The sequence below is a fragment of the Bradyrhizobium sp. STM 3562 genome, from assembly GCF_045571435.1.
Lineage (GTDB): Bacteria > Pseudomonadota > Alphaproteobacteria > Rhizobiales > Xanthobacteraceae > Bradyrhizobium.
This window is the reverse complement of sequence record NZ_CP120694.1, coordinates 779,485-793,180: the sequence shown is the minus strand read 5'-3', so window position 1 is coordinate 793,180 and position 13,696 is coordinate 779,485. Positions and strand designations below refer to the sequence as shown.

Below are 13,696 nucleotides of genomic sequence, written 5' to 3'. Positions count from 1 at the left end.
TCCCGGGGTATTTTGCTTGACGACATTCGAATGGATCATCGCATTGCTGCTCGGCGCGGTGGTGTTGTCGGCGCTCGCGCGGCGGGCGCGCGTGCCCTACCCGACATTCCTCGCGGCCGGCGGTGCGCTGCTCGCCTTCGTGCCTGCGAGTCCCTCCTGGACACTGGAGCCTAAGCTCGCATTGGCTCTGTTCGTCGCGCCGGTGCTGATGGATGCCGCCTACGACACCTCGTTGCGGGACCTGCGCCGCAATTGGCTGCCGATCTCGACGCTGGTCGTCGCGGCCGTGGGTGTCACCACCGCAGCCGTCGCCGTGCTGGTGCGCTGGTGGCTGCCAGATATGCCCTGGCCGGCCGCGGTCGCGCTCGGCGCCATCGTCGCGCCGCCGGATGCGGCGGCCGCAACCGCCATCCTGCGCCAGGTCAAGCTGCCCTACCGGCTGATGAAGATCCTCGAAGGCGAGAGCCTGCTCAATGATGCCAGCGCGCTCCTGATCTATCGGATTGCCGTGACCGCTTTCGCCATGGAGCATCTGAGCTGGAGCGAGTTTGGGTCATCGGTCGCGCTGGGCCTGCTTGGCAGCGTTGCCGCCGGCTATCTCTGCGGCAGACTTTGGTTTCTGCTCCTGCCCCGCTTTGACGATGCGCCGAGCGCGATCATTCTGCAATTCGTCGGCGTGTTCACGGTCTGGATCGTGGCCGAGCATCTCGGGCTATCGGGCATTTTGACCATTGTCGTCTACGCTATCGTGCTCGCCCGCACCGCACCTGCGCGGACGCCTGCGCGTTTGCGCGTGCCGACGTATGCGGTCTGGGAAACCGCGGTGTTCATCCTCAACGTGCTGGCCTTCATTCTGATTGGCATGCAGCTCCGCCCGATCTGGACGCGGCTCGACGATGCGGTGCGGCTGCAATATTCTGAAATTGCAGCTTCGGCGCTCGCGGCAGTGGTTCTCGCCCGCATTGTCTGGATCTCAATCTACGGCACGAGCGTGCGCACGCTGGTCGCGCAAGGCTGGCTCCGCGCGGGCAGAAGCTTCAGGCTGCCGACACTGAAGGGCGGCATCATCGTCTCCTGGTGCGGAATGCGCGGCATTGTCACGCTCGCGGCGGCCTTCGCGCTGCCGGAAGGCTTCCCCTATCGCGATCTGATCCTGCTGACCGCCTTTGCCGTCGTGCTGGGATCGCTGATCATTCAGGGCCTGACGCTGCGGCCGCTCATTCTGGCGCTGCGGTTGAAGGAAGATGATTTCATGGCGGGCGAAGTGGCCTACGCGCGCGGCGCGGCCTATCGCGCGGCGCTCGAGGAGATCGAGGGCGATCCTTCCGAGGAAGCCGAGCTTTTGCGGCTCGAATATCGCGGCCTCCTGCTGCAGGCCGACGGCGATCCCAATGGCGGCCTTGCGACGGGCGAACTGCCGGCCGATCCGGTTCGACGGCGTGCGATCGCAGCCGCGCGGGACGCGATCTTGCGCCTGCGGGAATCGGAGGCGATCGGCGACGACGCCTTCCATCAGATCGAGGAGGAACTCGACCGGGCCGAGCTTGGCGCGCACGGCTGACGAGGATTCACGCCCTGCAGGTCAGGCCGCCGTCGACCACGAGCTCGATGCCGGTGATATAGCGGGACTCGTCGGAGGCCAGGAACAGCGCGGCATTGGCGACGTCCCAGGCGTCGCCCATGTGGCCCATCGGTACCTGCGCGTCGCGGGCGCGCCACATCGCGTCCACATCGCCCTTCGCATAGCTCTGCGCGAGCCCGGCGGAATGCTCGACCATCGGCGTCTTCATCAGGCCCGGCAAAATGGCGTTGACGCGGACATGCTTGCTCGCGAACTCGACCGCGGTGGTGCGCGTCATCTGGTTCATCGCCGCCTTGCTGGTGCCGTAGCTGACATAGGAGATGCCGACATGGCGGATCGAGGCGATCGATGAAATGTTGATGATGGAGCCGCCGCCCTGGGCGACCATGACCGGGATCACGTGCTTCATGGCGAGATAGGCGCTCTTCAGATTGATCGCGAAGACCCGGTCCCATTCCGCCTCGGTCACATCGACCACGCTGCCCATTTCCGCGATGCCGACATTGTTGTGCAGCACGTCGATACGGCCGTAAGCCTTGAGACAGGCGGCAACCATCGCCTCGACCTCGCTGGCGCGGGAGACGTCGGCGGTGAACGCGCTCGCCCGGCCCCCTTCGCCGGCGATGATTTTGGCGGTCTCCTCGGCTGCCGCGGCGTTGCGGTCGACGCAAAGCACCAGCGCGCCCTCGCGCGCAAAGGTAACCGCAGTCGCCTTGCCGTTGCCCCAGCCCGGGCCGATCGAGCCGGCGCCCACCACCAGTGCCACCTTGCCCTTGAGCCGATCCATCGCGAACTCCCTTGTCGTTTCTGCTTATCGGACGCGCATGCCATTCGCTTAACGGGCACGCCGGGTCAAGCCGTTCGAATGACGCGGCCTCACTTCGCTTTCGCTACTAGCAAGAGCGGGCTTCACCGCGTAGTCTGGCGCGCGCGAAAGCCGGCCTCCAAGAATGCCGGCCATCCGGGAGAATGCCATAATGCAATTCAATCGCTTTGTCCGCGTATCATTTTCAGCCGCGATGCTGCTCTGCGGCTCCAGCCTGCTGACCTCAGCTCTTGCAAAACCCTTCATGATCGTCGGGCTCGACGAGAAGACGGTGTGGGATGACGACGGCAAGCCGATCCTCTCAGCGCCCGGCAAGGACCAGGTGCTGATCGTCGACCTCGCCAGTCCGGAGAGCCCAAAAATTGTCGCGAGCCTGCCGTTGAAGAACTCGGTGGTCGGACCGCCGGTCAATGTCGATATCGACCCCTCAGGCTCGGTTGCGCTGGTCGCCGACTCCGTCGACGTCGTCAAGGACGGCGAGGCGCTGAAACAGGTGCCGGACAACAAGATCTATGTCATCGACCTCAAGGCGAACCCACCGAAGCTCGCCGCGACCATCACCGGCGGCAAGCAGTCCTCGGGCCTGAGCTTCAGCCCGGACGGCAAGATGGCGCTGGTCGCCAACCGCGCCGACAACTCCATCAGCGTGCTTTCGGTCAACGGCACCGACGTCAAGGTCACCGATACGGTACAGATGCCGGACAGCGTCTCGCATGTCGTGTTCACACCCGACGGCAAGCGGGCGCTGGCGACGCGCTTTCCCGCGCACAAGCTGTCGGTGCTCGATATCGCCAATGGCAAGGTGACCTACAGCAAGATCGACCTGCCGACCGGACAATGGCCCTATAACGTCGTGGTGTCGCCCAACGGCAAGCTCGCGCTGACATCGGACAATGGCGGCGCAGGCTCCTCCGACGGCAGCGTCGACACCACGAGCGTGGTCGACCTCGAAGCCAATCCGCCGCGCATCATCGACCGCGTCGTGGTTGGCGACGGGCCTGAAGGGCTTGCAATGAGCCCCCAGGGCGATCTCGCGGTCGCCGCCATCCTGCGTGGCTCCAACATGAAGAAAGCGTTCTTCTATCACAAGGACGGCAGCCTCTCGATCCTGAAGATCGACGGCAAGAAGGTGACCAAGACCCAGGACATCGAGGTCGGCGGATTGCCGGAGGCCGTCGTGTTCACGCCGGATGGCAAATACCTCTTGGCCGGCAACTTCCTGAGCAACGATTTTTCCATCCTGAAGGTCAACGGCACCAAGGTCACCGATACCGGCAAGCGTTTCCAGGTCCCCGGCCATCCCGCCTCGGCGCGGATGGGACATTGAGCGTCGCTGCCCGGCTTGAAAACGAAGAACGGGGTGCTCCCTCTCCCCGCTTGCGGCAGGGCTATCGCATATGGCGCCGCCGGATTTTTGCGCCGATGTTTCCGCATCGTCATGGCCGGGCTTGACCCGGCCATCCACGCCTTTCTCTCGCGCGAACCAAGACGTAAATGCCCGGCACAAGGCCGGGCATGACGAATTTGTGGGCTAACCGACCAGATAAGGCGCACCGAGCTGCAGCGAGATCCGTATATGCGATTGCGTTGCCGCTTGCGGGGAGAGGTGAACGCGCGCGGATCGACCGTCCGCGATCCGCCCCTCACTGGAACGTCATATCCAGGCATTTCGAGATGTCGGAGCCGAGCCCGGATGAAATCGTGATGCAGCCGCGCACCTTCTGCTGCGTGGTGTCGGCGGCCCAGATCGAGTAGCCGCCCTGGCCGAAAAACGAATTGGTGTTCGGCGGCTCGGTCTCGGTGGCGTCGAATGCGTAATGGGAATCGGTCTCGAAAATCCGCGGCTTCTTGCTGCAACTGCCGTCGGTCTGCACGTTGATGACTTCCTTGTTGTCGCGCGTCAGCGCGAGCGAAACCTGGCAGCGATAATATTCCGACGTCCTGGTGTTGAAGATATAGGTGTAGGACTTGCAGGTGGCGGTATTGAGCTTTCCGGGGGCAAGGCCTCGGCTGCACGAGATCCTCTGATTGTTGGCGAGCTTGAACAATTCGTCGGCCTTGGCCGCGGCAACCAGCGTCGATAGCGCCAACAAAGCCCCTCCGGAAATTCTTATGACGTGGTTCATTCGAATCATCCCTATCATCTGCTTTTGTCGAATTGCCTTAACGGAAATGCGGAAGATAGTCGCGAGACAACCAACGGGAAATCACAAACTCATACGCGATAGGTGATACGTGGCCATGACCGCCTGTGATCATCGCGTCGTGTTGATGCCACAACAACGTTCGCGATTTGTTCAAGGCCGGCCCAACTTCGGGGACGGAGAACGACCATGATGCGATTTGCGACAGAGGCATTTCTTGGCGCCATCGTGTTGAGCGCAACTGTAGCGGCGGCGTGGGCGCAAGCCTCAGCGCCAGCGCCATGGGAGCTCAAGCACGACACGGGTTACGCCTATAGCAAGGACGGCAAGCTGCTCACCTACAAGATGGGCACCAACAACGCGGGCCTGCTCTTCAAGGGCGCGAGGAAGGTGCCGAAAGGCACGCTGTTCTTCATCGGCCAGAATGGGGAGCTCTATATGCGCAGGGGACCGTATCTGGAAAGCGACGGCACCTTCATGTTCGGATCGGATTGAGTGTTCCGGACCGCACGACGGAGATACTAGAACGCCGCGGCCAATTCCTTTGCGCCGGCTTGTTTGCTGTTGGCGTCCATTCGCGCATCGGTAACCGCTAGCAATTTTGCCACCGTGTTGTGGCGGACCGCCACCGGGTTGCGCTCATAGCCGCTCCGTTGGAAGAAATTCGAGGTCGGCACCTGTTCTCGCATGGCTTGCGGCATGGTCACCATGTCGAACCCGGTGCCGTCGCCCGTGAGATTCATCATTTCGAGTTCGGCGGCCGTGAGCGGACGCATATAGCCTTTCTCGCGCGCGAAGATCACCGAGGTCAAAAGCTTGTGGGTCTGCAGCATCGGGCCGACATCGATGTCCAGCACCATCGCATGCAGCGCCCAGCCCTGCGGGCTATCGCCGATCTTCGCATGCGCCGACCAATCATCCGGCACCGAGCGCGCCAAGGCCACCATCTTCTTCAGCACCGCAAGCTTGTGGTCCATCGCTTGCCGCGCGGGACCGGACAGATTGGCGGCCTTCTGCGCCAAGGCCTTGATGAAGCCGGGGCCCTGCTCGGCCAGGAGTTCGACGGTGTTGGTCGTGAGCAACTGGTTGTAGCCGATCGCGGTCGATACCGCGCGCGAGCCGTGGATCAGGCCCGACTGCGAGTCATGCTTGCCGTCGCCGCCGGTTTCGAAGGCATAGACCCGCACCGCCTGCTCGCGCGTGAGCCCCGAGGCCGAGGCGAAGCGGGCATAGGCGCGCTTGAACTCGATCTCGGTGGTGGGCCGCTGCGGCGCCCATTGGAAATACTCGGACGCCGCTCTCAGCAGGTCAGCGATGACAGGAAGCTGTTTGCGCGGACGCTCCGGTGCCTCCGGCTCGATCTCCGGCGCGGGGTTCACCGGCCGCTTCGGACCGGTATAAACCGGCGGCTGGGTCGGCACGTAATCGTCAAGCGTGATCTCTTGATGATCGCGCCGCTTGGCATTGCGACCACGGCGCTTCTCGGCGATCAGGTTCCAATAGGCGTCCGCCTCCTGCTCAAAGGCGTTGCGCGCCTCGAGATATTCCTTGAGCTTGCGGCGATAGTCCAGGATGACCTCAGGCGGGACCGTCTGCGCCATGGCGCCGGCGACAGTCGGCGGGAGGGACCCGGAGTCAACTGCAAAGGCCGGAACGGCCAACAGAGGCAGAGCGAGCGCGGCGGTCAAAAGGCGGAAGCGAATCATTCGGTGATGCATGGCCATCGGTTGTAGCGCAAACCAAGGCTACTTCCAGGCAAACACCGGCTGTTCCAGCTCGGCAACCCGGGTCTGGCGCCCGGCCAGCAGCTCGCGGAATTGATAGATCATGGCCGCGGTCGGAGCATGGATCAGCCGGCCTTCGTAGTGAAAGCGGATCACCCGCCGCGTGCTTTCGGGGATGGTGACGAAATCGAAAGCGTCCGCGCGCTCGATGGTATCAAGGGCAATCTCGTGCACGGAGGCGACCTCCTGCGCATTCGGCGAGATCGCCTGCCCGCCATCCGCCCACACCACCACCGGCGTGATCAGATAGCCGGAGCGGGTCGGATAATCATCGAGCAGGCCAAGCACCGCATCAGCCGTCAGCGTCAGCCCGAGCTCTTCATCAAGTTCGCGCAGGCCCGCCTCGATCGGCGTCTCGCCGGCATCGCACCGCCCGCCCGGCAATGCCCATTGCGCGCGATGCGCCCGCAGACCCGCGGCGCGACGCGTCAGCAGGAAGCTCGTTTGGCTCGCCTCATTCGCGCCCGTGAGCGCGATCACGACGGCGGCGCGCTTCAACGCGGGAGCGGAATCGACCGGCGCCGTTCGCGCGAACGCGGCACAGAGTGCGGCGATATTCCGCCGCGTGGTATCAGTGAACGGTCTCATGGCGCTTGACTACATCAGTCCGGCATTCGATGAAACGACCGCACTGAGATCTGGGGAACGGAAATTCGAAATGACCGAGAGGGCCGTCGCGGCAAAACTCAAATCCGACGGCTGGTCCCTTGTCGAAGCAACCGGATTCATCCAGCTCGTCGGCCCGCTTTGGCAACGCGTCGTCGACGGCGAGTATGAATACGCGCTCCACACCGAAGACAAGCATCACAACCGCCGCGGCCTCGTGCAGGGCGGCGTGCTGATGACGTTTGCCGATCGCACCTGCGGCATGACCGCGCGCTTTGTCACCGGCAAGCCGATGCTCGCCACGGTGCAACTCGACGTGCATTTTGTCGAGGCCGGCAAGATCGGCGAAATCCTGATCTCCCGGCCCCGCGTGGTGCGCTCGACCCGCAGCCTGATCTTCATCCGGACGGAGGTCACGGTCGATGACCGTTGCATCGCCACGGCCAATGGCGTGTTCAAGGTTTTGAAGAGCGAGTGAAGGGTACGGGCGTCGTTCCGGGGCGATGCGCAAGCATCGAGCCCGGAACCTCGAGATTCCGGGTTCGGTGCTTCGCACCGCCCCGGAATGGCGGCCCTGCCTGGGGCGCACTCGCAACAACGGTGCCGCGCCGTTATGCTGCCGTTCAGCAGTTGTGAGGATATCTCATGCAATACCGCCAGCTCGGCCGCAGCGGCCTGAAGGTTTCGCCGATTTGCCTGGGCACCATGATGTTCGGCGGGCCCACGGACGAGGCAACATCGCAGCGGATCATCGCGAAGGCGCGCGAGGCCGGCGTCAACTTCATCGACACGGCGGATGCCTACAACAAGGGCGCTTCCGAAGACGTGGTCGGCCGCGCCATCGCCAATAACCGGCAAGGCTGGGTCCTCGCCACCAAGCTCGCCAACCCCATGGGCGACGATCCAAATCGTGGGGGACTGTCGCGGCGCTGGGTGTTGCAGGCGGCGGACGAGAGCCTCAAGCGGCTCGGCACCGACTATATCGACATCTACTACCTGCATAAGGAAGATCACGCGACGCCGCTGGAAGAGACCGTGCGGGCGATGGGCGAACTCATGCGCGCCGGCAAGGTGCGCTATTTCGGCGTCTCCAACTATCGCGCCTGGCGCGTCGCCGAAATCTGCAACATCTGCGACCGGCTCGGCATCGACCGCCCCGTCGCAAGCCAGCCCTATTACAACGCGATGAACCGCATGCCGGAGGTGGAGCACTTTCCGGCCTGCGGCTATTACGGGCTCGGCATCGTGGCCTATAGCCCGCTCGCGCGCGGCGTGTTGACCGGCAAATACAAGCCTGACGCCGCGCCCGACAAGGACACGCGCGCGGGGCGCAACGATACCCGCATGATGCAGACGGAATGGCGGCCGGAATCCTTGAAGCTCGCGCAGGAGATCAAGCAGCACGCGGAGGGCAAAGGCATCACCGCCGGCCAATTCGCAGTCGCCTGGGTGCTGAACTCGGCATTCGTGAACTCGGTGATCGCCGGCCCGCGCACCGAACAGCAATGGGACGACTACATCCGCGCGCTCGATTACAGTTTCACGGCGGACGACGAGGCGCTGATCGATCGCCTCGTGGTGACAGGCCATCCCTCGACGCCCGGCTACAACGATCCGGCCTATCCGATCGAGGGACGGCGGGCGCGCACGGGCTGAGCGATACCCCTGCCGACGACGCCGGGCCTGGACGGAGTGAGGAATTCGCCCTTGCGCGGGCACATTTTGGAAGAGATTACCGAGACTTACCTCTCCCTTGCGCCGTCGATGAGAGAAGCGGCGTAAACGGGGAAGGATCATGATTACTGTCCCGGATTTGCCCAAAGTCGTGCTATTGAAGGCATGATTTGCCCGCGGTCCCCGGGCGGGGTGGTACGGGCGGTAGGTGGGGTATTTGATCCATACATGACTGATAAGCGTATTGGACTGCGCTTGTTCAAGCTTCGGCCCACTCGCAGCGGCATCGTCGCGGTCCTCTGCCGGCGGGCTTTGGCGATCGCGAGCATTTGCTTTGTTACGACATCCTTTGCTCAGTCGTTGCCCGATGAAGTCGACCCGGACATCGATCTTTACGCGCTCATGTCCGGCTCGTGCAGCACGCTGAAAATCGGCGGGCACGATTTCACGTGCAAGACCGTCGCCTATTTTCATAGCGAGAAGGGGCGCGCTGATTTTACCGTGCCGCTCGATGATCCCGCCGACGAGAGCCACGTGATCTCGTTCTCCGGCGAGAACGGCCACCGCACGCAGGCAAATCTTTACCTGCTGGCGATCGACCGCATGCTGCTGAAATCCAAGGAACGGCCGAAGGTCGATGGGCTGCCGGTGCCGGTGGTGCAGTCCTCTTCGGGCCTGTGCAAGCAGGTCGGCAATTTCGCGGCCGGACAGGTCTCCAGCATCTCCTGCTCGGCCACCGACGAAGCCGGCAAGACCTATCAACTGCAATTCGAATCCGACGGCTCGCCGATCACGATACGGCGCGTCAGGCAGTCCGCGCCGACAATCAGGCAGGACCCGTATCGCTGAGGGATGAGCCCTCCTTAGCCTTTCTTGCATACTCTTCCAAATCGATGCCGCGCCCTCAGGATCTCGAGGACGGCGGCCACAACAATTGACGCTCGCCGGCCGCGACCCGAGCGAGGTCGGCGGAGGCGCGCGCGATGACGCCCTCCCACGCCCGCGGCCTCTCCTGGCGGAAGAGCCGCATGGTCGGATACCAGGGGCTATCCTCGCGGTCCCGCAGCCAACGCCAATCGAGCGCATAGGGCAGCAGCAGCCAGACCGGGCGGCCGAGCGCGCCCGCGAGATGCGCAACCGACGTATCGACGGCGATGACGAGATCGAGCGCCGCGACCGCGGCCGCGGTATCGGCGAAATCGTCAAGCGCCGGCGCGAGATCAACAACATCGCCGCCAAGCGCCGCCATGGCCGGCGCATCCGCGGGGCGCGTCTCCTTCTGCAGGCTGAAGAGCTGCACGCCCGGCGTCACCAGCCGCGGCAGCAGCACATCCGCCGGCAGCGAACGCTGCCGATCGCCCTTGTGCAGCGGATTGCCGGCCCAGACCACGCCGACTTTCAACGACGCCGAGCAGCCAAGCGCCTGGCGCCACTTGGCAAGCCTGTCCGCATCGGGATGCAGATAGGGCACGGCGGCCGGGATCGTGTCGAGCTCCGTGCCGAACACGCGCGGCAGATCCATTAGCGGCAGTTGCAGATCGAATGGCGGCAGCGCCTCGCCGCGGGAGACGACGGTCACACCTCGCATGTCGCGCAACAGCGGCACCAGCGCGGGCTGGACCTGCAGCACGACCGGACCGCCCATCGCCATCACGATCGGCAGGTAGCGCACGAGCTGCAGCGCGTCGCCCAGCCCATATTCGGAGAACAACAAAAGCGTGCGGCCGTCGAGCGGCTCGCCCTGCCATTCCGCCTCGCTGAACGCGGGATAGTGGTGAGACCACAGCTTGCATTTACGGCCCCACTGAAACTCTTCGAAGCCGTTCCTGAGGTCGCCGTTCATCAGGAGGAAATGCGCATGATTATATCGCGCCAGCGGCTGATCCGGATCGAGCGTAATCGCCACATGCGAGACCCGGAGCGCCTCATCGAGCTCGCCCGCGCTGCGCAGCGAAACCGCCAGATTGGCGTGGCCCTTGGCATAGGCGGGGTCGACCTCGATGGCGCGCCGATGCGCGGCGACCGCTGCGTCGATATCGCCCCTCGCCTCCAGGATGATGCCGCGATTGGTGTGCGCCATTGCATAGTCGGGCTTGAGTGCGATCGCGAGCTCGACCGCCATCATGGCCTCGTCGAGCTCACCGAGCTCGCAAAGACAGGCCGCAAGGTTGCTCAGGATGACGTGGTCGCCGGGATCGAGAGCCGTCTGCCGATAGACCTGCGCCGCCTCTTCTAGCCGTCCCGCCTCATGCAGCGTCAGGCCGAGCAGCCGCAGCGCGTCGACATCGTCCGGCGCCAGCTCGATCGCGCGGCGGTAATGGCCGATCGCGTCCTCGAGCCGGCCTTGCTGATAGAGCGCCGCGCCGAGATTGCGCTCCAGGCCGGCATCGCCGGGATCGGCCGATAGCGCCCGGCGATAGGCGGCAACCGCCTCCTCGAGCTTATTCTGATCGGAGAGAACGTTGCCGAGATTGAGCCAGGCGCCGCGGTAGAGTGGATCGCGCGCGAGTACGGCGCGGTAGGCTTGCTCGGCCTCGGAGAACCGGCCTTGGCCGGCGAGCGCGACGGCGAGATTGAAACCTGCGCGGGTCAGTTCGGGATCGAGCGCAAGCGCGCGACGCAAACTGCCTTCGGCTTCCTCAAAGCGCGACAGGTCGCATAAGGACGCGCCGAGCTTGGCGTGCAGGCCTGCATCCTGCGGCTGCATCAGCACAGCGCGCTCGAACGCCGCCGCCGCGCCCTCCTGCTCGCCTTTCACCGCCAGCGCATCGCCGAGCGTGGCAAGCGCCGGCGCATGGTCGGGCGCGAGACTGAAGACGCGGGCGAGCAGCTTTGCGCCCTCGGCCGCGCGATCGCTGACGAAAGCGATGACGGCGGAGAGGTGCAGCGCCGGGACGTGGTCCGGATGCAGGTCGAGAATGTCGGCGCAGAGCGCACCGGCTTGCTCCGCCCGGCCCGCGTCATAATGTTCGACCGCCTCTCGCAGTTTCCGATCGACCGCTGCTTGCCCCACAACGTCCCTCTTCACAAAACCTCGCAGATGGGAGTTAAACGGACGACCGCGGCTATTCAGGCAGCTCAGCTCGATCGCGACCACCTGAGAATGGCCCACTCCAGCATGCAATCCAGGCACCGGCATTCTCGCGACGCGCTTCGCGCCCGAGGCTTGCATCGTCCTTGTCCCTCCAGAAATAAAGAGGGCGCAGGGAAGGCCGGGTGGCCGCTGCACCCGGGGCCCTCGCGCCAAGAAACTTGCGCAAAGGGCGCGTGACCACAGGTACAGGCGGATACACACCGGCCTTCCCTGCGCAGTGGTTTTACGGCTTACTTCGCGCTCTCCCCGGTGAACCGAGCTTGTTGCCACCGTCATCGGCGCGACGCCTAAGCATCGTCGCCAACTTGGCGCCTGCATGGGCGCGCCAGAACCACACGACTTCGCCGTCCGCATCAGTGCCGCTCGTCTCACGGCACCTCAGCGTCCACCGCATTCCGCACCACGTTCGTGACGACGCGTAACGCCCCTCTTCATCGGCAGCGGAACGGGCGGAAAGATGCGACTGATTTGGGGTGTTCGCAAAGCGATTTATTTTTCCTCGGCAATCTGGACGATACTGATCGGCCTGATTCTGCTCGGTAAATTTCAGGTTTAGGCGCAAGCCGTTTCGGCGCCTTGCAGGTGGCGCCAGTCGCAGCGGCAGCAGGAAAATTGAACCGGTGGGCCCGACGGGGCGAAACCAGCTTTCGTGTCCGACTTCAATATGAATGAGAATCCCCGCCTAGGCGCGCCCACCGCGTTCTAAGCTCCGTCTCATGATTGACATCAAAGCATCAATTCTTATATGTCTTGATGCATGAGGACAACATTGACCATCGACGACGACGTAGCGGTGCAGCTCAAGCGCCTCCGTCGGGAACGCGATGTAAATTTCCGCGAGCTCGTCAATGAAGCGCTGCGGCGCGGCCTGCGGGACATGAGCGCAGCACCGCAAAGACGCAAAGCGTTGCGCACCCGCGTATTCGATATGGGCAAACCTCTCATCAATATCGACAACGTGGCTGAGGCACTGGCGCATCTCGAAGGCGAAGGCTTCAAGTGATCCTTGTCGATGCCAACATCCTTCTCTACGCCTGCAACTCCGCATCTGATCTTCACGCGCAAAGCCGCGATTGGCTCGACGAGAAGCTGAACGGGGCGGCCCCGGTCGGGCTCCCCTGGTCGAGCCTGCTCGCATTCCTGCGCATTGCAACGAACCCAAGGGCGTTTCGCAGTCCTTTGACCATGGCCGCGGCGTGGGAGCAGGTATCAAGTTGGTTATCGGCGGAAACGGCGTGGGCGCCCGAGCCGACCGACCGCCACGCCGACGTGCTCGCAAAGCTCCTGGCGCTGCCGGGCGTTTATGGCAATCTCGTACCGGATGCACATCTCGCGGCGCTAGCCATCGAGCACGGGCTCACGCTGTGCTCCACTGATGGCGACTTCGCGCGATTTCCGGGGCTCACGTGGCTCAATCCGCTCGCCGCGTGAGCGCTCTCGCGGGAATAATGCAAGTTACGGACAGGCGATAGCTTCGCTTGATATCATGAGCGGCCGGACACGATCTGAGAGCCGCCCACCCACAAGAGACTTGAGGGTCTTGGCAAATGCCCGTCAACTTCAAGGAACTGCTCGACGCCTATGAACTCTTCGGCATGGCCGGCCCGCCCGGTACGTGCGAGATGGTTTTATGCAAGGAGACGGGCAAGATCTGTTATCGGTCCGATCTCGAGGAGATCGCCACGCCCGACGAGGAACTGCCCGACGACATCGACGACGAGGACAAGTACATCACCCTGCCGGACCGGCGGAAGCTTGATTTGGGCAGCCAACTGGCGTTCGACTTCGCCCGCGAGCTCCTGCCCGATGATGTCGATGAGGTCAGATCCATCTTCGGCGGGAGGGGCGCTTATCAGAGCTTCAAGGCCCTGCTCAATCGCCGAGGCGTTCGCGAGAAGTGGTATGATTTCGAGGCGAAAGCGATCGCGAAGGCCCTGCGCGACTGGTGCGAGGTGAATGAAATCCCGCTGACCGATTAGCGCATCC

14 protein-coding genes are annotated in these 13,696 nt (G+C 63.7%); 9 read left to right on the top strand and 5 right to left on the bottom strand.

Annotated elements, in window-relative coordinates; genetic code table 11:
* Window positions 1–16: 16 nt before the first annotated feature.
* Window positions 17–1,561, top strand: coding sequence for a cation:proton antiporter (locus P6U23_RS03685; RefSeq protein ID WP_407178245.1), 1,545 nt, complete (start codon window positions 17–19; stop codon window positions 1,559–1,561).
* Window positions 1,562–1,568: 7 nt separating this feature from the next.
* Here the strand turns inward: P6U23_RS03685 and P6U23_RS03680 are convergent, their stop codons facing one another.
* The gene (locus tag P6U23_RS03680) at window positions 1,569–2,369 is read right to left on the bottom strand and encodes an SDR family NAD(P)-dependent oxidoreductase (RefSeq protein WP_407178244.1); all 801 of its coding nucleotides are present in this window, start codon (window positions 2,367–2,369) and stop codon (window positions 1,569–1,571) included.
* A gap of 190 nt (window positions 2,370–2,559) precedes the next feature.
* Here P6U23_RS03680 and P6U23_RS03675 point away from each other — a divergent pair, with 190 nt between their 5' ends.
* Entirely contained in the window at window positions 2,560–3,735 is a 1,176-nt protein-coding gene (locus tag P6U23_RS03675) for a YncE family protein (RefSeq protein ID WP_407178243.1), read from the top strand.
* A 316-nt stretch (window positions 3,736–4,051) separates the two neighbouring features.
* Here the strand turns inward: P6U23_RS03675 and P6U23_RS03670 are convergent, their stop codons facing one another.
* Complete coding sequence (locus P6U23_RS03670) at window positions 4,052–4,534, bottom strand: hypothetical protein (RefSeq protein WP_407178242.1); 483 nt, start codon at window positions 4,532–4,534, stop codon at window positions 4,052–4,054.
* 210 nt (window positions 4,535–4,744) lie between these two features.
* Between P6U23_RS03670 and P6U23_RS03665 the strand changes: the two genes are divergently transcribed.
* Window positions 4,745–5,047, top strand: coding sequence for a hypothetical protein (locus tag P6U23_RS03665; RefSeq protein ID WP_407181772.1), 303 nt, complete (start codon window positions 4,745–4,747; stop codon window positions 5,045–5,047).
* A 26-nt stretch (window positions 5,048–5,073) separates the two neighbouring features.
* Here the strand turns inward: P6U23_RS03665 and P6U23_RS03660 are convergent, their stop codons facing one another.
* Complete coding sequence (locus tag P6U23_RS03660) at window positions 5,074–6,270, bottom strand: hypothetical protein (protein ID WP_407178241.1); 1,197 nt, start codon at window positions 6,268–6,270, stop codon at window positions 5,074–5,076.
* Between the two features lie 27 nt (window positions 6,271–6,297).
* Window positions 6,298–6,924, bottom strand: coding sequence for an NUDIX hydrolase (locus tag P6U23_RS03655; protein WP_407178240.1), 627 nt, complete (start codon window positions 6,922–6,924; stop codon window positions 6,298–6,300).
* Between the two features lie 70 nt (window positions 6,925–6,994).
* On the opposite strand from P6U23_RS03655, the gene P6U23_RS03650 reads away from it, so the two are divergent.
* The 3 genes from P6U23_RS03650 (at window position 6,995) to P6U23_RS03640 (ending at window position 9,465) form a co-directional block, all read left to right on the top strand.
* Entirely contained in the window at window positions 6,995–7,420 is a 426-nt protein-coding gene (locus tag P6U23_RS03650; RefSeq protein ID WP_407178239.1) for a PaaI family thioesterase, read from the top strand.
* A 167-nt stretch (window positions 7,421–7,587) separates the two neighbouring features.
* Window positions 7,588–8,598: an aldo/keto reductase gene (locus tag P6U23_RS03645; protein WP_407178238.1), complete on the top strand. Its 1,011-nt coding sequence runs from the start codon at window positions 7,588–7,590 to the stop codon at window positions 8,596–8,598.
* A 246-nt stretch (window positions 8,599–8,844) separates the two neighbouring features.
* Entirely contained in the window at window positions 8,845–9,465 is a 621-nt protein-coding gene (locus P6U23_RS03640; protein WP_407178237.1) for a hypothetical protein, read from the top strand.
* 55 nt (window positions 9,466–9,520) lie between these two features.
* On the opposite strand, the gene P6U23_RS03635 is transcribed toward P6U23_RS03640, so the two are convergent.
* Complete coding sequence (locus tag P6U23_RS03635; protein WP_407178236.1) at window positions 9,521–11,644, bottom strand: tetratricopeptide repeat protein; 2,124 nt, start codon at window positions 11,642–11,644, stop codon at window positions 9,521–9,523.
* A gap of 835 nt (window positions 11,645–12,479) precedes the next feature.
* On the opposite strand from P6U23_RS03635, the gene P6U23_RS03630 reads away from it, so the two are divergent.
* The 3 genes from P6U23_RS03630 to P6U23_RS03620 all read left to right on the top strand — a co-directional run bounded on the left by P6U23_RS03630 (window position 12,480) and on the right by P6U23_RS03620 (window position 13,689).
* On the top strand, window positions 12,480–12,713 hold the full coding sequence (locus P6U23_RS03630) for a hypothetical protein (protein ID WP_407178235.1): 234 nt from the start codon (window positions 12,480–12,482) through the stop codon (window positions 12,711–12,713).
* Window positions 12,710–13,141, top strand: coding sequence for a TA system VapC family ribonuclease toxin (locus P6U23_RS03625; protein ID WP_407178234.1), 432 nt, complete (start codon window positions 12,710–12,712; stop codon window positions 13,139–13,141). Before P6U23_RS03630 ends, P6U23_RS03625 begins: the two co-directional genes overlap by 4 nt.
* Window positions 13,142–13,257: 116 nt before the next feature.
* Complete coding sequence (locus P6U23_RS03620; protein WP_407178233.1) at window positions 13,258–13,689, top strand: hypothetical protein; 432 nt, start codon at window positions 13,258–13,260, stop codon at window positions 13,687–13,689.
* The last annotated feature ends 7 nt before the right edge of the window (window positions 13,690–13,696 follow it).